This window comes from Flavobacterium rivuli WB 3.3-2 = DSM 21788, from assembly GCF_000378485.1.
Taxonomy (GTDB): Bacteria; Bacteroidota; Bacteroidia; order Flavobacteriales; family Flavobacteriaceae; genus Flavobacterium; species Flavobacterium rivuli.
The window spans coordinates 78,751-103,602 of record NZ_KB899971.1; the positions used below are offsets into that span (position 1 = coordinate 78,751).

A 24,852-nucleotide genomic window follows, 5' to 3' on the forward strand; every position below is an offset into this window, starting at 1 on the left:
GAATCTACCAAACAGCCGTTAAATAATTTTATACCTGCAAGGTCTTCGAGATCTTGCAGGTTTAAATTTTAGTTACTTACTAAAAATAACTACTCCTTATACGGCTTAGCTTGCGCGACAGGTAATTTACAAGTGTGTTATAATCGTTTACACTTATAAGTATCTCCATATTATCGGCATCTGGGCTTACCTTCATTTTTAGATCCTGAATAAGCCTGCCCAGCAACAGCCAGCGCATATCTACAATATGCTCATTAGTGTATGCAGCTACTGCCATAAGCTTGCTCTTAACTGGTATTTGCTGCTTCTCTTCCCATTCATGCAGCTGGTAACGTTCATCCTGCATAAAAATATCAGTAGCTACCTGTTGCAAATCAGGATTAAGAGCATTTAAAAACACATCCACGGCAAAGCTTTCATTTGCCAGGTAGTGGTCTATAGCCGCTTTGTAAAGATCTTTAAAAACCGGGTTAGTAAATTCTATCTCATCTTCCTGCAGGTTAAGGTAAATACGTTCATAAACCTTATATGTCTTCTGTTCAGTATCTTCATATTCTTTACCAAATTCGTCATACTTAATGTACACATCTTCAAAATCCTGTTCAGTACTTCCGTAAAGCAAAAGTATTTCCAGTATGCGCCGTTCCAGTCCATCAAGAATATTTAAACGTTGCGGCTGCATATCTATAACGTTCCCTTCATCATCAAATATTGGCTCGTCATGTTCAACCACCGTCATGGCATTTTGTTGCTGCTCCTGCTGCATTTTCTTACTCACATCGGCAACTTCTTTGCTTACAAGTTGTGCCAGTTCGCTTGCCAGTACTTTCTCTGAAATATCCATGATGCGGGCACATTCCTGAATGTACACCTCCCGCTGAATCCTGTCGGGTATCTTGGCAATACTGCTTACCATATCCCTGATAAGTCCTGCTTTTTTAACAGGGTCGTTTTTAGCTTCGTCCATAAGCAGCGATGCCTTAAACTGTATAAAGTCTTTCGAGTTAGCATCAAGGTATTCCACAAGCTCATCATGGGGCGTTTTCCTGGCAAAACTATCGGGGTCATCGCCATCAGGAAAGGTGCAGACTTTTACATTCATACCTTCCTCTAATATCAAATCGATACCACGGATGGAAGCACGCAAACCCGCAGCATCACCATCAAAAAGTACCGTAATATTTTTTGTGAGGCGGTTTATTAGTCTAATTTGGTCGGGCGTTAATGCCGTACCCGATGACGAAACTACATTTTCTATACCTGCCTGATGCATCTGTATCACATCAGTATAGCCCTCAACAAGGTAACAGTTATCTTTTTTGGCAATAGATTGCTTGGCAAGGTTAATACCATACAGCACTTTACTTTTGTGGTAAATATCACTCTCGGGAGAGTTTAGGTATTTTGCGGCCTTTTTATCGTTAGTTAAAATACGCCCGCCAAAACCAAGCACGCGCCCCGACATACTTTGTATGGGGAACATAACGCGCCCGCGAAAACGGTCTACATGGCGGCCGTCATCACGCACAATGGTAAGTCCGGTTTTATCTAAATAATCTAAATTATAAGCCTTACCCAAAGCTTCTTTTGTAAAAGCATCCCATATTTCGGGCGAATATCCTAAGCCAAATTTCTTAATGGTATCGCCGGTAAAACCACGTTCTTTAAAATAAGAGTAGCCTATGGCCTGCCCTTCGTCGCTATTAAGCATCGTGTCCTGAAAGTACTTTTGGGCAAATTCAGACACGAGGTACATGCTTTCCTTTTCGTTAGCCTGTTCCTTCATTTGCTCACTTTGCTCAGTTTCCTCTATCTCTATGTTGTATTTTCGGGCGAGGTAACGAATGGCTTCAGGGTACGAAAAGTGCTCATGCTCCATAAGGAACGCTACAGAGTTGCCCCCTTTACCAGAGCTAAAATCCTTCCATATCTGCTTTACGGGCGACACCATAAACGATGGCGAACGCTCGTTGCTAAAGGGGCTCAGGCCTTTGTAGTTAGTGCCTGATTTTTTCAGGTTTACAAAGTCGCCTATTACCTCCTCTACACGGGCAGTTTCAAAAACGGTATCTATAGTGTTTTTAGAGATCAAATCGTAGTGGAAGTTGCAAAGTTAATTATCTGCAAAGTTACGAAGATTTTGTTGTAATAAATTATGAGGATTATTTGTTGCTACTATTAACCTTTTTACCACAAAGACCACGAAGTTTTTCACAAAGGGCACGAAGTTGCATAATTAAAAGCTTGTTCCAAGCATAAGAACACAAAGCTGTAACGAAAAGCCTTGTGTTCTTAATTCCGATTTTAGGGATTCCTACTTTGTGTCTACACTGTTTTGTGAACCTTGTGAAAAACTTTGTGCCCTTTGTGGTAAGTAGTATAATATTTCAGCACCCAACTTATTAAACAACCTTCTTCTCTACATCCTCGACCAAACTATTTATTAGCCCATTAAAAATAAAGTAATGAAACGGCAGCACAGAATACCAGTATAACCTGCCCCATAACCCTTTTGGCCGAAAAACAGCATGCTGATACAGTTTGTCGTTCTTTATCTTAAATTCGAGCCATGCCTCTCCCGGCATTCTCATTTCGGCGTAGAGGAGTAAGCGTTTACTTTTCCTGTCGGCAGATATTACCCTCCAGAAATCGAGTGCATCTCCTGCCTCTATTTTAGACGGATGGGTACGCCCCCTGCGCAGGCCGGTACCACCAAAAAGCCTGTCGATAAAGCCACGGGCTTTCCACAAAGTATTACCATAATACCAACCGGTAGAGCCGCCTAAAGCCCAAATCCTGTCTAATACCTTTTCTTCATTTTTAATGTCGCGCTCTTTGTTGTCCTGAAGCACCCCATACTTGGGTACCTTTACATACTTTGACAGCTTACCTGCAAAATGGCTGCTTACCATAGAATCCTTCCAACTCGAGGCAATGCCATCCTGATTGATAACTGCAAACGCATTAACCACCGCATCATGATAATTTACCGGAAATACCTGCAGCATTTCCGAAAGATGATTGGGCCGCGCTACAACCTCCACCTTCATGCTTTCTACCAATGACGATGCCAGCCTGTATGATGTAGATGTTACAAAATACAGCCAGTATGACGATAATTTTGGTGTCATGATAGGCAGCGTGATTATTGTGCGTTTAAGCCCGCGAACCTCGGCAAAAATTTCGAGCATTTGCTTATAGGTCAGCACATCGGGACCATAAATATCATAGTTGTTATTATACAGGCGTTCGTCTCCGGCAGCTTTACTAAGGTATGCCAAAACATCGCGGATGGATATGGGCTGCGTTTTGGTATTGAGCCATTTTGGTGTGATCATTACAGGGAGTTTCTCAACAAGATCGCGGATGATCTCGAACGATGCGCTGCCGCTGCCCACTATTATCCCTGCACGAAAAGTAGTCAGGGCATAGTTACCACCTTCTAACGATTCTTCTACCTCTTTGCGTGAATTAAGGTGTTTGGAGAGTTCTTTCTCGTTAATGATACCACTTAGATACACCACCTGCTTTAAGTTTACGGGTGCAACATATTTTTTAAAATTCTCTGCACATTCCAGTTCCATCTTACCAAAATCGCCGGAAGCCGACATGGAGTGCATAAGATAATAGGCACAATCGATATCTGTGGGAAGTTTAATGGCAGGGTCATATTTTAAAAAATCTATTTCTATAAAGCTGACGCGTTCCTTGCCTTTAAATGGCGCACGCTCAATATCGCGCACGCAGCAAACGAGCTCATGCCCCGCTTTAAGCAGAAACGGAATAAGCCGTTTGCCTATGTAGCCTGTGGTACCTGTTATAAGTATTTTCATGTAAGAATTTGTTATTCTTAAAGATACTCATAATCCTGTCGAGATAACTTTAAACAACTGTTATATAACGCAGTGCAATTTTAACAGTTACCTAATTATTATTTCTACATAATATATGGAACACACCCCTAACCCCTCTCAAGAGGGGAACAGCTTCACTCATACTTAATTTACATGAGTAAACAGGTTTAAGTGTTCCCCTATTGAGAGAGGGTTAGGGGTGTAAATCGCATGTATTAACTTGGCGTAGCATCGCCACGCAATAGCCTGAACTGCTTACGCGCCTCTATAAAGTAAATACTGTCCTGATGTTCAAAAAGCATCTTCTCGTAGAATGGCTTGGCCTTTTCGGGCTGCTGTAGTTTTTTATTATATATCTCTGCCGAAAAGAACAGGGCTTCATCTACATAAATGCCCTCTTTGTAAGTGTCTATTATCTGCTGGTAGTTTTGCAGGGCAAGGTCATAGTTGCCCATACTCTCATATATTTCGCCAATGCGAAGCAAAGTAACATCCTGTATACTTGCTGTTTTATCTGTAGCCTGTATGGCTTTAAAACCTGCCAACGCTTCATCTTTTTTGTTTTGGTACAGTTTAAAATCTGCGCGGGCAAACTTTTTAAGGGCAGTTTGGGTACTGTCCTCAACCGTATTGTCTATAATAAGCAGGTACAGCTCCAGCGCATCATTAGCAATAAGCTGGGATGAGTTGCTTTTTAATACCTTAAGTTGTTTTTGTGCCCATGTAAAATCGCCTTTGTAATAACTCGCCTTAGCCATTTTAAGGCTGGCTTCGTGGGCAACAGCATCATTTTTTAAATCTTCCTCAACCTGTGCATAGTAAATAATAGCCTGGTTAAACTTTTCGTCTATAAGCAGTACATCGCTTAGCTTCATTTTTACTTTAGCTACTTCAAACTTATTTAGTTGCAGCTCTAAGGCCCTGTTAAGCGTAGCCGTGGCAGCCTTAGTGTCTTTTAAATGAAACGCCTCAAAATCAGCTTTAAGCAGTTGTAAATCCAATGAATAGGGTGTAATACCATACTCTGTAATCAGTGCATCTATACGGTTTTTAATAGCTGGCAAATCTTTTGCAGTTGCCTTATCAATATCCATGGTAAGCACATAATAATTAGCTTCCATGAGCAGGTCGGGGTCTGTAGTGTTTTGTAAAACAAAGGCAAAAATTTCGCGGGCGGTAGCTTCCTCATTTTCATCGGTAGCAATTTTAGCAAGGTTTACAATATTCATAAACATTTGCGGGTCGCGCTTAAAAATAGCTTTCTCCTGAATAAAAGCCTTACCATAATCTTTTTGCTGCACAAAGAACCAGCTTAAAAACTGGTTCCAGAAGATATCCTGCGTTTTCTGGGTATTTAGCAGCAACGCTTTGCGCAGTGCGCCGTTAAAACTTTCTTCGCCCTCCTCGTTCATAAAACGCGACAGTTGGTTTTGCACCATAATAAGGTTTTGAGGGTTAGCATAGGCATAGCTAAGCAGCCTGTCTATCATTAATCCCGTATTGCCCAGCTGGCCCTGCAGGAGTGCCATTTGGTAGTCAAAATTCATGCTTTTATTAACTGCAGATGCTGCCTCATAGGTTTGCAATGCCTGCTGTACCAATACTTTTTGCTCAAAGTTATTGGCAACTGTGTACACGTTATTAGGGTTTTCTGTAACGGCAGCTATCGCCTGTTTATAATATTTATCTGCTTTACCCTGGTCTTTTTGCAACTGGTAATTGTAGCCAATCTCGACCAACAATATCGGTTGTTTTGTTTTTTCATAACGGTCTAAAAGCAATGTCGCTGCCTTATCATACTGCGTAAGCTGCTGGTAGGAAGCAGCAATTTTTTGAACATAAAACGTATTGTTAGGCTGCGCCTTAAGAAGGTCCTGGTAAATGCTGAGTGCTTTTTCAAACTCGCCTTTTTCAAAATAATTATAGGCAAGCTGGTCGTTTTGCGCAAAAGTGGCAAACGATGTAAGCAGGAATATATAGATAAATAATTTTTTCATATTTAAGAAACATAAACAACAGTGCTTGCAGTTGCTTTTTTGTTATAACGCAAATTACGCAGATTTAGCAGATAAGGATGCATTTTTAGTGCAAAATTATTTTTAGTAATTCATTTCGGTAGTCCTGTTAACGTCTTCAAGGCGCAGAAGATTTGTAATATTTATATCTGCCCAAACGGTTTTAGGCTTAGCGGTAGTGTCTGCCAGCACATTATCGCCCGTTGTTACGCTTTTCTTTTTAGTAACAAAATTAATACTTGTCTTATTTTGTTCACCCGATGCCCTGTTATATTCTGATGTATCGTATCCTATAAGCATAAAACTCCCCTGCTGATACCGGAAAATGTATGTAACATGGCCTACCCAGTAACTACCACAGCTTACCCAGTCATGAAAATCTACAATCAGGGTTCCTCTTTTAATATCTATTCCTCCATCTTGCAATAACGGGTCGGCAAGGCAGGGGTCTTCCTCACTGTTTGCTTCGGGAATAAAGGCATCCTGTAAGACAGCAAGAGTATAAGAATCAATGGCCTTATCCTTAAACAAAACCAACAACTGCCTTGGGTTTACGTTTAAAATTTTAGATCCCATATTTTCATTAGGGATAAAGTTCTTCTTGTCTGTATCTTCTATAACCAGCGCCACATCTTCTTTACCATCTTTGTTAAGGTCGCCTTTTGCAATGGTAATTTGCTTCCAGCCTTTAGGCACAAAATCCTCTATGGTTTTAGCATGGGTTACGGGTGAAGCCGTTTGCCCCAAAACCACCGTATAAACAAATAGTATTACGATTGTAAATATCTTTTTCATAACCTGTAATTATACAAAACGCGGATAATACTGTTAAGTATCATCCGCGTTTCATCATCCTAATTATAAATTTACTAATTTATTATATCAAAACCTGTATATGGCCTTAAAACTTCGGGTATTACAATACCTTCCGGAGTCTGGTGGTTTTCTAAAAGGCCTGCCAGTACGCGTGGTAATGCAAGTGCACTGCCGTTAAGGGTATGTGCCAGCAGGTTCTTGCCCTCTTTATCGCGAAAACGCAGCTTAAGGCGGTTTGCCTGGAACGTCTCGAAGTTAGAAACCGAGCTTATTTCCAACCAACGGTCCTGCGCAGTAGAGAATACTTCAAAATCGTATGTTAATGCCGATGTAAAGCCCATATCGCCACCACAAAGGCGCAGCACGCGGTACGGCAGGTTAAGCTCGCGCAATAATGTTTTTACATGCTCTACCATACCATCTAAAGCCTCATACGATTTGTCAGGGTGCTCTACACGTACTATCTCTACCTTATCAAACTGGTGCAGGCGGTTAAGGCCACGCACGTGTGCCCCATAAGACCCTGCCTCCCTGCGGAAACATGGCGTATATGCTGTACAAAGTTTTGGCAATTCACTTCCCGGTATAATTACATCCCTAAAAATGTTGGTAACAGGCACTTCGGCAGTAGGTATAAGATACAGGTCATCTGTAGCATCATGGTACATTTGCCCCTCTTTATCGGGCAGCTGTCCTGTTCCATAGGCCGATGCTTCGTTTACAAAGTGCGGCACCTGGTATTCATTATAGCCTGCGGCAGTATTTTTATCTAAAAAGTAAGCTATAAGCGCGCGTTGCAGGCGGGCTCCCTTGCCTTTGTAAACAGGGAAACCGGCACCGGTAATTTTTACGCCAAGCTCAAAATCTATAAGGTCGTATTTTTTTGCCAGTTCCCAGTGTGGCAATGCACCTTCGTGCAGTACCGGAATTTCGCCTTCGGCAAAAACCTCCAGGTTATCTTCCGGGGTTTTCCCTTCAGGAACAATATCGGCAGGTGTGTTAGGCAGTTTGTACAGTACCTGTAAAAGCTCTTCGCTAACCGTAGCAAGCGTGTCGGCAAGCTCTTTGCTCCTGTCTTTAAACTGAACCGTTTTTTGCTTAATGATGGCTGCTTTGGCTTTTTCGCCGGCCTTCATCAGTTCGCCAATATCTTTAGACAGCTTATTGGACTCCGAAAGCAGTGTATCAAGCTCAACCTGTGTGTGCCTTCTTTTTTCATCAAGCGCTATAACATCGTCTACCAGTTGTGTAGCGTCAAAGTTGCGTTTTGCCAGCGCCTGTATTACTTTCTCCCTGTTTTCCCTAATAAATACTGTCTGTAACATGGTTATGTTTTTTTATAAGTGAGCAAATTTAATAATTTGTTTTAACTATTGCATTTTAACAGTAATTAATTGATGGGTTTTATGTAAAGGCTAAATTAAGCCCTCCAAGATTTCAAGCTTATATCCTTTTCCGCGAATTACAATAATATTGATATTCGGGTCAAATTCCAGTTTTTTCCTGAGCTTAGAAATAAACATATCCAGGCTGCGACCCACAATAACACCTTCATCTTCCCAAATTTCTTTTTGCAACCTGCTTCGCTCAACGGTCTTATTGGGAGACAGCGCAAAAATGAGCAGCAAGCGCGATTCGGTTGCGGTAAGGTCTATAGTTTTTTCATGTAGTATCAGCTTCCTGTTTTTCGAATCGAAAAACACCGAGCCTAAAGTTAAAACATCAGTATACTGATGGTCAGGCAAAACTCTTTGTGGTTTAACCGATCTGAAAAACATAAAACCAACCAATGCAAAAAATGGCAGGCTCCCCAAAAGGTATGCGTTATTTACTATATGTAAGCCTGCGGGTTTAAATTTAATGTTGATCTTATAGCAAGCTCTTGGCTGTTCCCTACCTATACAGGCTACAATATCATCTTTTTTATTTTTAGATACAGCATATCCATAGGCTATACTTAAGTTTTCACAATTTAAAACATTTACAACATAATCGCTGGCCAGCGGGTCATTGGCTAACAAACGCCGGGTAGTATTTACCAGAAAGGCAGGTTGAAAAGTAAGATCGTTCTCAAAGCTTATCTGGTATTCATTTTCTGCAATCTTTGTTATAGGGAGTACCCTTGATGTGCTATCGCCCGACTGTAAAAGCATTTCATGCCCTATCCTGCGGAGTAAGACTTCCCTTCTGGAACTGTCAAAATCTTCATTATCTGCCATACTGAAAGCTACACAAAATGCAGAGGCAAATAAGAGCAGCAATAACCCAAACAGTTTTTTCTGTTTTCCGGAGAGGGGAATTTGGCTATTAAACATACTGTTTACTATTTATTTACAAAGTTTACATTTTTATTTACAATCTAAATCCATCTGGCTGAAAGATCTCAAATAATTTCGCTGTACCAATTAAATAAGATATGAAAAATAAAAGAAATGTTTTGTACAGCATGGTAATCATGTTGGCAGGGGTAATTAGTTTTTCGGTACAATGCCAACAAAAAAACGGCATTCAGGATGCCGTTAAAACCGAAGGCGCATCTACCTCTCAGGGCCCCAATAGCATAGTCCGTACCGTTAAGCAGGATAAAAAAGGCAGTATCTGGATTGCCTCATGGGAGGGTATTTTTAAATATGATGGGAAATTGTTTACCAATATTACTAATAAAGTCAGTTCTGCCCGCTTCTTTTCTGTTTTAGAAGATAGTAAAGGAAATTTTTGGTTCGCTTCTGTTGGTTCAGGTGTTTACTATTACGATGGGAAATCCTTTAAAAATTTCACAACTAAAGATGGGCTTGCTAATGACCGCGTTACCAATATTTATGAAGACAAAACCGGCATTATCTGGTTTGGCACTGAGGGTGGAGCAAGCCGCTATGATGGGAAATCGTTTAAAAATTTTAAGATGAGTGAAGCCTCTCCCCTTACTGAGGGTGATTCTGTACATAGTTCAGCTTACCAAAACCCTATACCTAAAGATAGCTGGATGCATAATGATGTGAATGCCATTATTGAAGACAAAACAGGAAAATTTTGGTTTGCTACAAGAGGCAATACCTTTACGTATGACGGAAAGGTATTTACTGCTGTAACCAGTAAAGACGGTAAACCTTTTACAAACGTTCGTTCAATTATCAAAGACAAAAAAGGTAACATCTGGCTTGGTGGGGCCGATGGCCTTTGGCACTATGACGGTAAAACATTTACAAATTTTACCCAAAAGTTTGTTGGCTATATTTACGAAGATAAAGAGGGAAATATATGGACCAGTTCAGAAACGGATAATAATCAGGTCTGGGTGCTTTCCCGGTATGACGCCAAGTCCTTGTATAATAAAAAACCAATAGTAACCGAAATAGCAAATAAACCCATGATTTTCGGGATTTTAGAAGATGATAAAGGAAACATCTGGTTTGGCGCTTTTGATGGGGTGCATCGTTATGATGGCAAGACCATTACAAACTTTAATTTAAATAGCGGGCATTAGGTTTTACCACAAAGGTTCTTAGGTGTTGTTTTTTCAGCTATAAGCAGTAGCTATCTAACTAAGCCACAGCTTACGGTAACCACCATCTGCGTCATAATCAGCCGCTTGTTTTTGTATATTAAAATAGCGGTTTTGGCGCGGGTCGTTGCCCACGCCGGCTATGTAGGCCCAGTTGCCCCAGTTATTGCACACATCATAATCTATAAGCTGCTGCTCAAAATAAGCTGCGCCATAACGCCAGTCTATTTTAAGGTCGTGGCACAGGTAGCTTGCTACATTTTGCCTGCCGCGGTTGCTCATAAAGCCGGTTAACTTAAGCTCCATCATATTGGCATCTACAAAATCGTTGCCGGTTTCGCCATTAATCCACTGCCTTAATATGCGCTCATTATGTGGTGGGTTTACGGGTGGCTCGTTTTTAATGCCGCCTTTGTTAAATAGTTTAGTATGGTGCTTACACATCATAAAGCAAAAATAATCCCTCCACAACAATTCAAAAAACAGCCATTCTGTACCTTCATTAGCACCAAATTCTTTTTCATATTCTTTTAAATCATTGTACACCGCCCGGGATGACAGGCATCCCTGTGCCAGGAAAGCACTAAATTTAGACGAATAATTCTCGCCCTTAAGTTCATTACGGGTATCTTTATAATGGACAATGGCATGGGTTTCATAAAAAAAGGTGTTTATGCGTTTAAGCCCTTCCCCCTCCCCGCCTTTAAATTGTATCGATGCACGGGAGTCCTGTTCGGTGGGTTCTAATCCCAGTTCGCTTAATTTGGGCAGAATGGCAGGAGGCAGTTTAGGCGATGCTATTACTGTGGGCCTCGCCACCACATGGGGCACTACACAGTGTTTTTGTACCTTAACCCTAAAGTTTGTAAATACATCAGGAATGCTTTCTATACTAAACGGCAGGTCTTTTTCATGAAATAAAGTGCTTTCGCCTACAGAATGCAATTCGCAGTTTGCCGCCTTTAATGCCTGCTTTATTCTTTTTTGTGTCATAATTTCCTCAGGGGCCACCTCTTTTTTTGCATAAATGGCCGTTGCATTATACATGCGGGCAATCATGGCCAGTTGTTTTTCCGGGTTGCCCTTCACTACTATAAGGCCAGATCCTGTTTCGCGCAGGCGTGTATCAAGGTCGGCCACTGCCTCAAGTATAAATTGTGCCCTAAAAGATCCTGTTTTTTTAAATCCGTAAGAAGCGGTATTGTAATGGTTTTCATCAAAACAATACACGGGTATTACATGGTCGCTTTCTTTAATTGCTGTTACAAGGGTTTCATTATCATACAGCCGCAAATCGGTTTTAAACCAAATTATAGAAGTTTTCATAGCGCAACAGGTATAGGGGTGGTTAGTAAAGTTATGGTTATTTAAGTTAAAATTTACAGATTAATATAATTTTTGTGATTAAAAATCAAATAATTATATTATGTGTTATAATACTTACAACTACTGCTCTTGTAGATTTTGCGATGTTTGTATTTGTGCTATTTTATGCACAGCAATGTAGTGTCTATCTTAAAAAACAGGTATTTTTACAACTCTAAATTTTAAAAAATGAAAATAGAAATCTGGAGTGATATTATGTGCCCGTTTTGTTATATAGGCAAGCGCAAGTTTGAGGTGGCACTGGCGCAGTTTGAACATAAAGATACTGTAGAGATAGAATGGAAAAGCTTCCTGCTTTCGCCTGAAATGCAAACCGACCCCTCAAAAACCATTCACCAGTTCTTAGCCGACCACAAAGGCATTAGCCTTGATGAGGCTACAGGAATGAATGACAATGTGGCCCACATTGCCGCACAGGTGGGACTGCAATATAATTTTGACAAGACCATTCCTGCAAACAGTTTTAATGCCCACCGCTTTTTGCATTTTGCAAAACAGCATGGCAAACAAAACGAAGCCGAAGAGCATTTGTTTAAGGCGTATTTTACCGAGGGTAAAAATATAGACGATGCCCCAATACTTATGGATATGGCTACAAGCCTTGGCCTTGATGCCAAAGCCTTTGCGGCTGCCATGGGTAACGGCGATTTTACAAACGATGTTATTGCCGACATACAAGAGGCGCAGGCACTTGGCGTACGCGGTGTACCGTTCTTTGTTTTCGACAGGAAGTATGCGGTATCGGGAGCACAGGACCCTGCTGCGTTTTTAGAAACACTTGAAACAGTTGCGAGTAGTCAGTAGATAGTAATCAGTTTTCAGTCGCAGTCGCACAAAATAGTCGGCAGTTAGTACCACAGTTTCAAGTTTCAACCGTAACTGCGACTGCGACTGAAAACTAAATATACTCAGGAAAACCCGTACAAAAATACATTTACCGTTTTTTATAAGCTATGTGCCTGATATTATTGCTACATAAATAAGTTAAAATTATTATAATAGTGCCAAAACAGTTATATTTGGCACTTTTAAAACAAACAACAAAACAAAATTTATGTCTATCTGGAGAAAGAAACCATTGCATATTTTACTGGCTGAGTCGGCAGAGTCAGAAAAAGGCTTAAAAAGAACCTTAACGGCCTGGTCGTTAATTGCTTTAGGAATCGGGGCCATTATTGGTGCAGGTTTATTTGTAAGAACGGCAACCGCCGCTGCACAAAATGCCGGTCCATCTGTAACTATTGGGTTTATAGTGGCCGCTATTGGCTGTGCCCTTGCGGGTTTATGCTACGCCGAGCTTTCTTCATCTATTCCTATTTCGGGTAGTGCCTACACCTATACGTATGCCACTATGGGCGAATTCCTTGCATGGATAATAGGATGGGACTTAATATTAGAATATGCTGTGGGGGCAGCTACCGTGGGCATTGCCTGGAGCGAATACCTCAATAATTTACTGGTCACGGTGCTGCATACCAGCCCTATACCTTATGAGTGGTGCCACTCGCCGTTTCAAACTTCGGCCGATGGTGTTTCCGGAATTATGAACATCCCTGCACTTTTTATTGTTGCGGCTATAAGTTTACTTCTAATAAAAGGTACACAGGAATCAGCATTTGTTAATGGCCTGATCGTACTTGTAAAAGTGGCAATTGTAGTGCTTGTAATAGTTTTAGGCTGGCAGTTTATTAACCCTGTTAATCATGCAACATATATCCCGGAGCCAAGTAAATATATTGATGATTCTGGTGTGAGCCACAGTTTTGGGGGTATTATGGGTATACTTGGTGCGGCCGGTACAGTATTCTTCGCCTTTATAGGTTTTGATGCCGTGAGTACCGCAGCGCAGGAAACAAAAAACCCTAAGCGCGATATGCCTATAGGTATCCTTGGGTCGCTTGCTGTGTGTACCGTGTTGTACATACTTTTTGCCCACGTGCTTACAGGTATTGCCACCGTAGAAGATTTTAGGACAACGGGCAAAGAAGCATCTATTGCATTTGCCATAAACAAATACATGATAGGGTATGAATGGCTGGGTAGTTTTGTAACCATAGCTATTATTGCCGGTTTCTCATCTGTAATACTTGTAATGTTATTAGGCCAAAGCCGCGTGTTCTATGCTATGGGTAAAGATGGTTTATTACCATCATTCTTTAGCCACCTGCACCCTAAATTTCAAACACCGTACAAAGCTAACCTTGTCATTCTTGTAATTGTAGGCCTTTTTGCTGCCTTTATTCCCGGAGATATAGTGGGCGATATGTCGAGTATAGGTACATTGTTCGCTTTTATATTGGTATGTATATCTGTAATTGTATTGCGTAAGACAGAACCGGATATGAAGCGTGAATTTAAAACTCCTTTGGTGCCTTTTGTTCCAATACTTGGTGTTATTGTATGTTTCGCTATGATTTATGGCTTAGGCTGGCTTAACTGGCTAAGGCTTATAGTATGGATGGTACTGGGTGTAATTGTTTATTTTTCATACAGTAAAAACAGCAGTATACTTGGTAAAAAAGAAAAAGAATAACAAACACAAATAAGTTATTCGATGTAAAGTCCCAACAGTTGTAAGGCTGTTGGGACTTTTTTTATGCGCTCTTATTTAGTTTGTATTCTTACATTTGTAAAACCTACCTTAACCCAATGACAAAACAGGAACTCCGCAAAAAATATAAAGAATTAAGACAGGCTATGCCGCTGGATGTAACCCAGGATGAAAGCCTCGCAATAGCCAATAAGCTCCTTACGCTTGACATTTGGAGCAAAACGTACTTTCATATTTTCCTGGCTATGGAAAACCAAAAGGAGGTGCATACCGATTTTATACTGAATATACTTGCCGGAAAAGATAAAGAGGTTATTGTATCGCGGTCGGATTTTGAAAGCTGCAGCATGGTGCACTACCTCCTTACAGATAATACCAAACTGGTACTTAGCAGCTATGGTATTCCTGAACCTGTAGAGGGTATAGAAGTCCCGCCTGCTAAGATGGATGTAGTATTTGTACCTCTTTTAGCTTTTGATAAAAAAGGGCACCGGGTAGGCTACGGCAAAGGTTTTTACGACCGGTTTCTTGCCGAATGCAAGCCTGATGTTATAAAGATAGGACTGTCTTTTTTTGAAGCCGAAGCCGAAGACATTCCGCATAACCCTACAGATATAGCGCTGGATTATTGCGTAACGCCTAAAAGGGTTTATGCATTTTAGGCGTATCTAACTTTGGTAATAACTATCCTTTTATAAACTTTAACTGCTGCGTACCCTCGTTAGTTATTAGTGTTATAAAGTGCATGCCTGTGGCAAGACCGCTAACATTAAACGATGTTTGGTTACCGGTTTGCAGCACCTTTTGGCCCAATGTGTTAAAAAACGTTGCGCTCTCTACTGTAACACCTTGTGGCAATTGCAGGTTAAGTACATCTTTTGCAGGGTTAGGATATAGTGTTATAGTTTTATCTGCATTAAAAGTCGCGGTGCCCAGCGTTACCTCATTAAAGGCTATTATATCATAAAACGGATTAAAATCTACACTGTCAAGATTATTAAAAGGCAGGGCAACATCTATTTGCTGATGGTTAACGGTATTGTCTAAAATGGTGTCAAAAAAAGTTCCATCACTACTGTAAAAGCGTATGGGCAAAGGTGATTCAAAGAAAGTAACTGATGCATCCGATTGCGTTTGGTGCAGTGTTACCGTAACGTGGCCTGTTGCTGCCGGGGTAACAATAACATTATAGGTAGGAAAACCCTGATTGTACACCCAGTCGTTAAAAAACTCCGTAAGGTCTAAGCCACTCGCGGTTTCCATGTGTGCTTTAAAATCGGGTGTCTTAGCATAGGCATAAGCGAGGTTGCTATCTGCCAGGTAATTTTTTACACCCTGAAAAAAGTTGGCATCCCCCATTTTTATGCGCAGCATGTGCAGCACCATAGCGCCTTTATCATAAGACAGCCTGCTGCTAAAAATACGGTTTACAGATAGTGTATCGGCATCGGTAAGGTAAACTGCGCCTCCGGGTTGCGAAGTAATGTTATACAGGTTTTCCAGTTTCCAGTCGGTAAAGCTGTCGGCTCCATCCTGATGTTCTACAACAAGCCCCGAAAGATACGTGGCAAAACCTTCGTTAAGCCAGATGTCTTTCCATGAACCACAGGTTATTTTGTCGCCGAACCACTGGTGGGCCAGCTCGTGTGCAATAAGGTCGCGGTTAAAACCTCCCATAAATGAAACCGTGGTATGTTCCATCCCTCCGCCAAAACCACACTGTGCATGGCCATATTTTTCGGCGCTAAAAGGATAAGTTTCAAATGTAGATTCGTAAAAATCTATAATAGCAGGAGTAGCCATTACCTGGGTATGTGTAAGCTCATACATCTCGGGGTATAGATAGTTTACAACCGGGAACGTGTTAGGTGCTGTACCGGCAGTTTCGGTAAAAACGGTATAGTTACTAATGGCAATGGCTACAAGGTAAGCCGGTATGGCATAATTGTGGGTAAAATGCGTGGTCTTGGTGCCATCATTATTAATTACTGCATCCTGCTCTACGCCATTACTTACAGATACATATTGTTGCGGGGCAGTAATGTATACATCTACACCGTCAATCTTATCTACAAGGTCTTGTTTGCAGGGCCACCAGTCTTTGGCACCATAAGGCTCAGACAGTGTCCATAAAATAGGCGATCCGCTGTGGGTACTGGTAACAAAAGAATCAAACCCGCTTGCTAAAGGGGCTCCTTCATAAGTAACCACTACTGTACTGCTGTCTCCCGTTGCCATAGTTTGCTGCAATGTAATAATAAGCTGGTTATTACTGTCCTGTATAAAGCCAAGGCCTGCACCATTTTGTGTAACAGAACTTACTGTTAAATTATTATTAAGGTCAAAAGTTATGGTGCTCATGCTTTCTTTTGCCGTAAACTCTGTAGTAATAACTCCGGCTATATATTGTACTGTAGGGGTTGCCGTAAGGCGCAGTGTTACATGGCCAACATCATAACTGCCGGTATTAAGGTTAGCCACAAAGTTAGATGTGCGGTAGGCAGCCTTCATTTCGGCTTCAGCCAGATTTTGCCGTATAGTGTGGTTATTGGGGTTTACTAACTGCTGTGCAAAAGCATTGGCAAGGCAAAGCAACGTAAGTAATAAAAGTGTATTTTTTTTCATGGGAACCGTAAAAAATTTATCAAATATAATTATTAATCCCTGTTGTTTTAAAAATTGAGGTAAGTAACTGTTATATGCAGGTATATACGATAAAAGTTGAGGTGTGGTAAGACTTATATGGATTATTTTCTCTGGTGCTTTAATTACTGGGAATTAATCAATCCCATGATTTAAATAAAAGAGATTTATTGGCTCCGCTACTCTACTGTCCGAATAGCAGCGTGTGAAGAGGAGTAAGTATCAAAAAAAATCTTTGTTAAGAATATGCTAAAAAAGCCGCTAAAAATGTTATTTTTGAAAATCAAATAACACTAATGAGAATCATTTCTTACAATGTAAATGGCATTCGCGCTGCATTTACAAAAGGATTTATAGAATGGCTGCAACAAGCCAACCCCGATATTATTTGCCTTCAGGAAATTAAGGCCACCCACGACCAGGTTGCCATTGCCGAAATTGAAGCTGCGGGCTACCCATACCACTACTGGTTTTCGGCACAAAAAAAAGGCTATAGCGGTGTGGCTATATTCAGTAAGCACAAGCCCAACAATGTAGTGTATGGCACCGGTATAGAGCACATGGATTTTGAAGGCCGCAACCTGCGCCTGGATTTTGACACGTTCTCTGTAATGAGCCTTTACCTTCCATCTGGCACAAACATAGACAGGCTGGGTCATAAGTTTAAGTACATGGACGATTTTCAGGAATATATTACAAACCTTAAACAGGAGTTGCCCAATCTTGTAATTTGTGGCGACTACAATATTTGCCATGAAGCGATAGACATTCACGACCCAATTCGTAATGCAAAGGTATCGGGTTTCCTGCCGGAAGAAAGAGCATGGATTAACACCTTTATAAACAATGGTTTTGTAGACAGTTTCAGGCACTTTAATAAAGACCCGCACCATTACAGCTGGTGGAGCTACCGCGCCGGTGCCCGTGGCAATAACAAAGGCTGGCGTATAGATTATGCCCTTGTTACAGAACCTATGAGGGAACGCCTTACCCGCGCTGTAATACTGCCCGAAGCCAAACACAGCGACCATTGCCCGGTTATGGTAGAATTTGAATAGAATATTTTACCACGAATTACACAAATTTACACTAACTGATGGTTGGAGTTTTTATTACCCGATTTTACCAATTAGTAGTTTAACTATATTGAAAAGAATAAAACAAATACAAAAATGATTAAAAGAGTATCTATTGGCCTTTTGGTACTGGCATTAACCACGTCTTCGTGCGTTTCTAAAAAAGTATACAAAGACCTTGAAAGTAAGTATGCCGACCTTAAAAAAGAAAACCGCGCCACGGCCGATGAAAACAGTAAGCTAAGTAAAGAGCGCAATGCGCTCGACCTTAAAAATAAAGACCTGCAATCGCAGCTTGATAAGGCTAAAGCCGAACGCGACAAGCTGTCTGCCGATTATGCAGCTACAAAAACAACGCTTGATAATTTAAAAACATCGTATGCAGCGCTTGAAAAAGACAGCGGCGCGGCGTTAGATACCAACGTGAAAAAGAACCGCGAGCTTCTTGCCCAACTTGAAGCTAAGGAGAAGGCCCTTGCTGCCGAACAGGAAAGGCTGAACAAGCTTAAAGCTGAATTACAGGAGCGCAGTGCCCGTGTAGATGAGCTTGAAGGTAAAATGGCTGCTCAGGAAGCCGGTATGACAGCCCTTAAAAATAAGCTAAGTAAAGCGCTTAACAGTTTTGAAGGCAAAGGCCTTACCGTAGAGCAAAAGAACGGAAAGGTTTATGTGTCTATGGAGAACAAACTACTATTTGGCTCTGGTAGCTGGATCGTGGGCCCGGAAGGTAAAAGGGCAGTTGTTGAAGTGGCTAAGGTTCTTGCAGATAATCCTGATATTGCCGTGCTTATAGAAGGCCATACTGATAATGTGCCTTATGCAGGCGGCGGACAAATTGCAGATAACTGGGACCTGAGTACCAAGCGTGCTACTGCTATTGTTACCATTATTAAGGATAACAAAAAGGTAGACCCTAAAAACCTTACCGCAGCAGGCCGCAGTGAGTTTGCCCCTGTAGCATCTAATGATACTGCCGAAGGTAAATCTAAAAACAGGAGGATAGAGATTATCCTTACTCCTAAACTGGATGAAATTTCTAAACTGCTAAACGAGTTGTAGTGGTTTAATTTAAAGATACGTAAAGACCCGCAGGACTATTTCCTGCGGGTTTTTTATGTAATACCATTTGTAGATTTAATGTAGACTTATTTAAAAATAGTATTTAATAAATGCTACTCACAAAAGTTATACTCACCTTTAGCACAAGCTTTTCCGGTATTTATAATAGTGTGCGATTGTTCTTTTTCGCCGCGAAGTACACGTGCCATAAAAGATGTAATTTCCTGTGGCTGTTTGGCAAAAAGTTCGTCGCTGTACTCATGCCCACCGCCGCAAAACGTATACAAATTCGCAGTACCGTTTAAATCAACAATATGATTATAAATAGAATATGACCCAAACAGCATAAGCCAGCCTGTAGACCCCGGCGGGCAGTAATGGTGCGAAGCTGTGGCATAAGGCACCGTAACGTCGCAACTGCCATGAAAAAAGAGTGCCGGGATTACATTCTTTTTAGTAATAAGGTTAAGATCCATTATGGCTCCTGAGCCTGATATTATACCGGCATATTTAAAACTTTCGGGTAATTTTTCGGGGTATAATGCCATTGCGTTCCTGTCCCAAAAAGCAGCGTGCAGGGCAGTCTCGGCACCGGCACTGCTACCCGATATAAATATCTTATTAGTATCTATACTATATTTTTCGCTGTTCTTAATAAAAAACAGGGTAGCCTGCCATAACTGGTTGGCCGCTATCTGGAATGCCTTAACTTTTTCGGGCAATTTGCCATCGCAGCTAAACTTTTTACCCTTCATGTACAGCGTATAAGTAATAGAAGCTGCGGCATAGCCCTGCGTTGCTGCATATTTGGCAATATGGTGACCGTCTTCGCGCTTACCTCCAGAAAATCCACCGCCGTGTACATGTATAAGCAAAGGCAATTTTTCTTTACTTTTAGTTTTAGGTAAAAACAGGTCGAGTTCCAGTTTTGTGCTGTCGTTTACAAAATAAGTAAGTGTTTTAAAATCCTGCGCATTTAAAGATGATATTGCCAGGAAAGCAAGGAGGATAAACAATTGTTTTTTCATTATAATTTTAGATAGATGGTGTTTTGGACAAACTAAGTTACTAAAATAGATAGCAATGCAATTGAAATCCTGAAATTAAATTCGTTTTTGCAACTTACTCTACAGAGTTAACCACCAACAGGGTGTTTTATAATGTGATCTGGAAAAATTATATTATACCCTCAAAGTAAACAATTACTTCTTTATTTATACTCCAGCTTAGATGCTTTAAATACTTTAACCCATTTATTTTCAAAAGCTTTATCAAGCGTTGGCGATTTAACAGCAACGTAGTTTACAAACAGCTCGCTATCGCCCTGTACAATGTAATACAGCCGCGACTGTGGCTGTGGGTCGTAATGAAACCTGGGTATCTCTACCTTAAAAATTACATAAACACTTTTGTCCTTTACTTTAGGCTTGCTTTCTATTACGGTAAACCTGGCATTTGAGGCTTCTTCCCTGGTCGATTTTTTATACATTTCTATTATACCTGTGGGCGTTAAATCGCTTATATGCTTAATAACAGTATTATTTAAAAGAAGCGTCCATTTGTCGGGCTGCTCATCCTGCGGGATAGACTGAATTACGTGCATGTTGCCAAGGTTTTCGTCAGATCCTACTTTAAAAGTATATTCATCGGGCAGCGGTGTAACAATCGTTTGTTTTCGCGACTGCGCAAAAGATGTTGCTGCTAATAAGAACAGCAAAGTAACTAAAAGATTTTTTTTCATGGGGAATGAATTTTGTTGTCAAATATATTGCTTTATCACATTAGTTATTGCCCTCAAAACAAATTTAAATTCAGCATCATGTAGGGTAAAACACAATATGATTGTTACCTTATTACAACAATTAAACCACTAATTATGAAACCATTACTTTTAACATTTTTGTTATTGTTAACATTTGGCTGCAGCGATGATGATGCTGTAACTACTCCCGAACCTCAAAACATAAGCCCTGCACTGGTTGCAAAAGGGGTTTTGGCCAACACACAAAGCTTTGCCGTAGAGAACCGTGTTATAACGACCAATGCACAATGGCAGCAATTGTTAACCCAAATGCGGGAATCGCGCGAAGACATTACCGACATTTTTACAGAGACCACTATTGATTTTAATGAGTACCAGGTTATAGCTTCTTACATTATAAGCAGCAGTGGCACTACAATAGATGTTACGGCTGTAGTAGAAAATGCCGATAACATTACTATAACCCTCGAAAATTTGCGCAAAGGCGCCACCCAGGATGTTACACACCCGTTTAACATTATTAAAATACCACAGTCGGACAAACCAATAATCTTTGAAGACCTGACAGATCCCCATAATTAAGCCTTTAATATATTTAAAACAACAACGCCCGCGATTGCGGGCGTTTGTAATTACAATAATTGATTATTAAGAAACACAAATATTCTTCCTGCTAACCACATCTCACCCCATTTTTACCATAACATAAAAAAAATCATTACTTTCGCAAATCGATTTTTACAAGCATATACTAATGAGCACTAAGTTTACTGAATACAAGGGGCTTGACCTGCCTACAGTGGCCAGCGAAGTCCTTGATTTCTGGAAGAAAGAGAATATATTTGAGCAAAGCGTAACCACCCGCGAGGGCAAGCCGCAATATGTGTTTTACGAAGGGCCGCCCAGCGCAAATGGCCTTCCCGGAATTCACCACGTTATGGCCCGCGCCATTAAAGATATTTTTTGCCGCTACCATACCCAAAAAGGCTATCAGGTAAAACGTAAAGCCGGATGGGATACCCACGGCCTGCCGGTAGAGCTTGGTACAGAGAAAGAACTTGGCATTACTAAAGAAGATATAGGCAAATCCATTACTGTAGAAGAGTATAACGAGGCGTGTAAGCGCACCGTAATGCGCTATACCGATGTATGGAACGACCTTACCGAAAAAATGGGCTACTGGGTAGATATGCAAGACCCGTATGTTACCTACAAGCCTAAATATATGGAAACCGTATGGTGGCTGCTTAAGCAAATTTACGACAAGGGTTTGCTGTACAAAGGCTACACCATACAGCCGTATTCGCCTAAAGCGGGTACAGGGTTAAGCAGCCATGAGGTTAACCAGCCGGGTGCTTATAGGGATGTGACCGATACTACTATTGTGGCACAATTTAAAACTTTGCCTGATACTTTGCCCGAATTCCTTAAAGGTTTTGGTGCTATAGATATCATGGCATGGACTACTACACCGTGGACACTTCCATCTAACACCGCATTAACCATAGGGCCAAACATAGACTACGTTTTGGTACGCACGTTCAATCAATATACATTCGAGCCTATTAATGTTGTACTTGCTAAGAACTTAGTAGGTAAACAGTTTGGCAAAGCGTATTTTGAAAGCAGTGAAGAAACCGATTTTGCTAACTTTAAAGAAGGTGATAAAAAATTCCCGTACCAGATATTAGCTGAAGCTAAAGGAAAAGACCTTGTAGGCATTCGTTACGAGCAGCTGCTTCCTTATGTATTGCCGCATCAAAATCCGGAAAATGCCTTTAGGGTAATTGCCGGCGACTTTGTTACTACAGAGGATGGTACCGGTATAGTGCACACTGCCCCTACTTTTGGTGCAGATGATGCCAAGGTGGCTAAAGAGGCTAAGCCCGAAGTACCACCAATGCTTGTGCTGGATGATCTTGGTTTCCCAGTGCCATTGGTAAACCTTCAGGGTAAATTTACCAGCCATGTAGGCAGCCTTGACAACCCTAACGGGAAACCGCTGGAGCTTGCAGGCAAATATGTTAAGAACGAATATTATGATGCAGGAACGGCTCCGGAGCGTTCGGCAGATGTAGAGATATCCATTTACCTTAAAGAGAACAACAAAGCCTTTAAAGTAGAAAAATACGTACACAGTTACCCGCACAGCTGGAGGACCGATGAGCCCCTGCTGTATTACCCTCTTGACAGCTGGTTTATAAAGGTGACTGATGTTAAAGAAAAAATGTTCGAGCTAAACGAAACAATTAACTGGAAGCCTAAGGCTACCGGTGAGGGCCGTTTTGGCAACTGGCTTAAAAATGCCAACGACTGGAACCTTAGCCGTTCGCGCTACTGGGGTATCCCGTTGCCTATATGGAGGACAGACGATAAGACCGAAGAGGTACTTATAGGCAGTGCCGAAGAGCTTTACAACGCCATCGAAAAATCGGTTGCTGCGGGAGTTATGGAGAGCAACCCGTTTGCAGGCTTTGAGCCGGGCAATATGAGCGACGAAAATTACGACCTTATAGACCTGCATAAAAATGTGGTAGATAAAATTGTACTGCTTTCGCCAACGGGCAAACCTATGAACCGCGAAAGCGACCTTATAGATGTTTGGTTTGATAGTGGTGCTATGCCCTATGCACAATGGCATTACCCTTTTGAAAACAAAGATTTAATTGACAACCACAAGGCTTTCCCTGCCGACTTTATTGCCGAAGGGGTAGACCAGACGCGTGGGTGGTTTTATACACTGCACGCTATTGCTATATTAGTATTTGGCGAAGTGGCTTATAAAAATGTAGTAAGTAACGGACTTGTGCTGGATAAGGCCGGACAAAAAATGAGCAAGCGCCTTGGTAACGCGGTAGACCCTTTTACCACTCTTGCAGAGTATGGCCCAGATGCTACACGCTGGTACATGATAAGCAATGCCAACCCGTGGGATAACCTTAAGTTTGATATTGAAGGTGTGGCCGAAGTGCGCCGTAAATTCTTTGGTACACTATATAATACGTATTCGTTCTTTGCGCTATATGCAAATATTGACAACTTTACCTATGCCGAGCCGGAAGTTCCATTGGAAGAGAGGCCGGAGATTGACCGCTGGATATTAAGCGAGCTTAACACGCTTATAAAAGATGTTGATGCTTTTTATGCCGAATATGAGCCTACTAAAGCTGCCCGTGCCATAAGCGATTTTGTACAGGAAAACCTAAGCAACTGGTACGTGCGTTTATGCCGCCGCCGTTTTTGGAAAGGCGAGTATGCGCAGGATAAAATTGCAGCTTACCAAACCCTGTATACCTGCCTGGTAACAGTGGCTAAACTTAGCGCACCTATAGCGCCGTTCTTTATGGACAGGCTGTACAAAGATTTAACACAGGCTTCACAGTCAGAAAAGTATGATAGTGTACATTTGGCCGAGTTTCCGGTATATGCTGATAACTTTGTTGATAAATCGCTTGAAAGCCGTATGCAGAAGGCACAAACCATATCATCATTAGTATTATCTTTACGTAAGAAAGAGATGATTAAAGTGCGCCAGCCGTTGCAAAAGGTAATGATTCCGGTACTTGACGCAAAACAGAAGGCTGAAATTGAAGCCGTTGCCGAGCTTATAAAAGCAGAGGTAAATGTTAAGGAAATAGTGCTTATGGATGATGCCAGCGGCGTTCTTGTTAAGAGCATCAAGCCGAATTTTAAAGCTCTCGGCCCACGCTTTGGCAAAGATATGAATCTGGTTAGCAAAGAGATACAAAACTTTACCCAAGAGCAGATAGCAGCTATAGATGCAGCAGGCGAACTGGATATTGTAGTATCGGGAAAAAGTATTACTTTAACCGCCGAAGATGTAGAAATAGCATCGCAGGATATACCGGGATGGCTGGTGGCAAATGCAGGCGGTATTACCGTAGCCCTGGACATTACCCTTACCGATGAACTTAAAAAAGAAGGCGTTGCCCGCGAGCTTGTAAACAGGATACAGAACATTCGTAAAGACAGCGGATTTGAAGTGACCGACAGGATTAAGGTATACCTTAAGGATAATGCAGTCTTAGAACAATCCGTTAAGGCAAACGAATCGTATATTAAGAGTGAAACACTTACAGATGAGCTTATTTTTAGCCCTGATGTAGAAAATGGAATAGAAATTGAGTTTGACGATATAAAAACCCTAATATTAATTTCAAAATAGAT

General features: G+C 41.2%; 18 protein-coding genes. 8 read left to right on the top strand and 10 right to left on the bottom strand.

Annotated features, from left to right (window positions below; all coding sequences use genetic code 11):
* Window positions 1-79: 79 nt before the first annotated feature.
* The 6 genes from dnaG to F565_RS0113430 form a co-directional block, all read right to left on the bottom strand.
* Entirely contained in the window at window positions 80-2,092 is a 2,013-nt protein-coding gene (gene dnaG / locus F565_RS0113405) for a DNA primase (RefSeq protein ID WP_020213753.1), read from the bottom strand.
* 310 nt (window positions 2,093-2,402) lie between these two features.
* The gene (locus F565_RS0113410) at window positions 2,403-3,833 is read right to left on the bottom strand and encodes an SDR family oxidoreductase (RefSeq protein WP_020213754.1); all 1,431 of its coding nucleotides are present in this window, start codon (window positions 3,831-3,833) and stop codon (window positions 2,403-2,405) included.
* A 236-nt stretch (window positions 3,834-4,069) separates the two neighbouring features.
* Window positions 4,070-5,851 (bottom strand): tetratricopeptide repeat protein, encoded by a 1,782-nt coding sequence (locus F565_RS0113415; protein ID WP_020213755.1) that lies wholly within the window; start codon window positions 5,849-5,851, stop codon window positions 4,070-4,072.
* Window positions 5,852-5,953: 102 nt separating this feature from the next.
* Complete coding sequence (locus F565_RS0113420; protein ID WP_020213756.1) at window positions 5,954-6,664, bottom strand: hypothetical protein; 711 nt, start codon at window positions 6,662-6,664, stop codon at window positions 5,954-5,956.
* 74 nt (window positions 6,665-6,738) lie between these two features.
* Window positions 6,739-8,010, bottom strand: coding sequence for a serine--tRNA ligase (serS, locus tag F565_RS0113425; RefSeq protein WP_020213757.1), 1,272 nt, complete (start codon window positions 8,008-8,010; stop codon window positions 6,739-6,741).
* Window positions 8,011-8,100: 90 nt separating this feature from the next.
* A complete protein-coding gene (locus F565_RS0113430) occupies window positions 8,101-9,000 on the bottom strand; it encodes a winged helix-turn-helix domain-containing protein (RefSeq protein ID WP_020213758.1) in 900 nt (299 codons plus the stop codon).
* A gap of 101 nt (window positions 9,001-9,101) precedes the next feature.
* Between F565_RS0113430 and F565_RS0113435 the strand changes: the two genes are divergently transcribed.
* Window positions 9,102-10,169, top strand: coding sequence for a ligand-binding sensor domain-containing protein (locus F565_RS0113435; RefSeq protein ID WP_035642436.1), 1,068 nt, complete (start codon window positions 9,102-9,104; stop codon window positions 10,167-10,169).
* A 54-nt stretch (window positions 10,170-10,223) separates the two neighbouring features.
* Here the strand turns inward: F565_RS0113435 and F565_RS0113440 are convergent, their stop codons facing one another.
* The gene (locus F565_RS0113440; protein ID WP_020213760.1) at window positions 10,224-11,513 is read right to left on the bottom strand and encodes a DASH family cryptochrome; all 1,290 of its coding nucleotides are present in this window, start codon (window positions 11,511-11,513) and stop codon (window positions 10,224-10,226) included.
* Window positions 11,514-11,741: 228 nt separating this feature from the next.
* Between F565_RS0113440 and F565_RS21660 the strand changes: the two genes are divergently transcribed.
* From F565_RS21660 to F565_RS0113455, 3 genes are all read left to right on the top strand, one after another.
* Window positions 11,742-12,377 carry a DsbA family oxidoreductase gene (locus F565_RS21660; RefSeq protein ID WP_020213761.1) on the top strand — a complete coding sequence of 212 codons (636 nt, stop codon included), beginning with the start codon at window positions 11,742-11,744 and terminating at the stop codon, window positions 12,375-12,377.
* 250 nt (window positions 12,378-12,627) lie between these two features.
* Window positions 12,628-14,106, top strand: coding sequence for an amino acid permease (locus F565_RS0113450; protein ID WP_020213762.1), 1,479 nt, complete (start codon window positions 12,628-12,630; stop codon window positions 14,104-14,106).
* Window positions 14,107-14,222: 116 nt separating this feature from the next.
* Window positions 14,223-14,786, top strand: coding sequence for a 5-formyltetrahydrofolate cyclo-ligase (locus tag F565_RS0113455; RefSeq protein ID WP_020213763.1), 564 nt, complete (start codon window positions 14,223-14,225; stop codon window positions 14,784-14,786).
* Window positions 14,787-14,808: 22 nt separating this feature from the next.
* Here the strand turns inward: F565_RS0113455 and F565_RS0113460 are convergent, their stop codons facing one another.
* Window positions 14,809-16,749, bottom strand: coding sequence for a M1 family metallopeptidase (locus F565_RS0113460; protein ID WP_020213764.1), 1,941 nt, complete (start codon window positions 16,747-16,749; stop codon window positions 14,809-14,811).
* A 314-nt stretch (window positions 16,750-17,063) separates the two neighbouring features.
* Between F565_RS0113460 and F565_RS0113465 the strand changes: the two genes are divergently transcribed.
* Window positions 17,064-17,825, top strand: coding sequence for an exodeoxyribonuclease III (locus tag F565_RS0113465; RefSeq protein ID WP_020213765.1), 762 nt, complete (start codon window positions 17,064-17,066; stop codon window positions 17,823-17,825).
* A 114-nt stretch (window positions 17,826-17,939) separates the two neighbouring features.
* Window positions 17,940-18,902, top strand: coding sequence for an OmpA/MotB family protein (locus tag F565_RS0113470; protein ID WP_020213766.1), 963 nt, complete (start codon window positions 17,940-17,942; stop codon window positions 18,900-18,902).
* A gap of 113 nt (window positions 18,903-19,015) precedes the next feature.
* Here F565_RS0113470 and F565_RS0113475 read toward each other — a convergent pair whose 3' ends face one another.
* Entirely contained in the window at window positions 19,016-19,930 is a 915-nt protein-coding gene (locus F565_RS0113475; protein WP_020213767.1) for an alpha/beta hydrolase, read from the bottom strand.
* 182 nt (window positions 19,931-20,112) lie between these two features.
* Entirely contained in the window at window positions 20,113-20,643 is a 531-nt protein-coding gene (locus F565_RS0113480; protein ID WP_020213768.1) for a hypothetical protein, read from the bottom strand.
* Window positions 20,644-20,778: 135 nt separating this feature from the next.
* On the opposite strand from F565_RS0113480, the gene F565_RS0113485 reads away from it, so the two are divergent.
* Both F565_RS0113485 and ileS read left to right on the top strand, forming a co-directional pair.
* Window positions 20,779-21,246 (top strand): hypothetical protein, encoded by a 468-nt coding sequence (locus tag F565_RS0113485; protein WP_020213769.1) that lies wholly within the window; start codon window positions 20,779-20,781, stop codon window positions 21,244-21,246.
* A gap of 172 nt (window positions 21,247-21,418) precedes the next feature.
* A complete protein-coding gene (gene ileS / locus F565_RS0113490; RefSeq protein ID WP_020213770.1) occupies window positions 21,419-24,850 on the top strand; it encodes an isoleucine--tRNA ligase in 3,432 nt (1,143 codons plus the stop codon).
* The last annotated feature ends 2 nt before the right edge of the window (window positions 24,851-24,852 follow it).

Excerpts from the sequence above, each read along its gene's own strand:
- F565_RS0113410 (WP_020213754.1), bottom strand. The coding sequence starts at position 3,833 with ATGAAAATACTTATAACAGGTACCACAGGCTACATAGGCAAACGGCTT.
- F565_RS0113415 (WP_020213755.1), bottom strand. The coding sequence starts at position 5,851 with ATGAAAAAATTATTTATCTATATATTCCTGCTTACATCGTTTGCCACT.
- F565_RS0113420 (WP_020213756.1), bottom strand. The coding sequence starts at position 6,664 with ATGAAAAAGATATTTACAATCGTAATACTATTTGTTTATACGGTGGTT.
- serS (WP_020213757.1), bottom strand. The coding sequence starts at position 8,010 with ATGTTACAGACAGTATTTATTAGGGAAAACAGGGAGAAAGTAATACAG.
- F565_RS0113430 (WP_020213758.1), bottom strand. The coding sequence starts at position 9,000 with ATGTTTAATAGCCAAATTCCCCTCTCCGGAAAACAGAAAAAACTGTTT.
- F565_RS0113435 (WP_035642436.1), top strand. The coding sequence starts at position 9,102 with ATGAAAAATAAAAGAAATGTTTTGTACAGCATGGTAATCATGTTGGCA.
- F565_RS0113440 (WP_020213760.1), bottom strand. The coding sequence starts at position 11,513 with ATGAAAACTTCTATAATTTGGTTTAAAACCGATTTGCGGCTGTATGAT.
- F565_RS21660 (WP_020213761.1), top strand. The coding sequence starts at position 11,742 with ATGAAAATAGAAATCTGGAGTGATATTATGTGCCCGTTTTGTTATATA.
- F565_RS0113450 (WP_020213762.1), top strand. The coding sequence starts at position 12,628 with ATGTCTATCTGGAGAAAGAAACCATTGCATATTTTACTGGCTGAGTCG.
- F565_RS0113455 (WP_020213763.1), top strand. The coding sequence starts at position 14,223 with ATGACAAAACAGGAACTCCGCAAAAAATATAAAGAATTAAGACAGGCT.
- F565_RS0113460 (WP_020213764.1), bottom strand. The coding sequence starts at position 16,749 with ATGAAAAAAAATACACTTTTATTACTTACGTTGCTTTGCCTTGCCAAT.
- F565_RS0113465 (WP_020213765.1), top strand. The coding sequence starts at position 17,064 with ATGAGAATCATTTCTTACAATGTAAATGGCATTCGCGCTGCATTTACA.
- F565_RS0113470 (WP_020213766.1), top strand. The coding sequence starts at position 17,940 with ATGATTAAAAGAGTATCTATTGGCCTTTTGGTACTGGCATTAACCACG.
- F565_RS0113475 (WP_020213767.1), bottom strand. The coding sequence starts at position 19,930 with ATGAAAAAACAATTGTTTATCCTCCTTGCTTTCCTGGCAATATCATCT.
- F565_RS0113480 (WP_020213768.1), bottom strand. The coding sequence starts at position 20,643 with ATGAAAAAAAATCTTTTAGTTACTTTGCTGTTCTTATTAGCAGCAACA.
- F565_RS0113485 (WP_020213769.1), top strand. The coding sequence starts at position 20,779 with ATGAAACCATTACTTTTAACATTTTTGTTATTGTTAACATTTGGCTGC.
- ileS (WP_020213770.1), top strand. The coding sequence starts at position 21,419 with ATGAGCACTAAGTTTACTGAATACAAGGGGCTTGACCTGCCTACAGTG.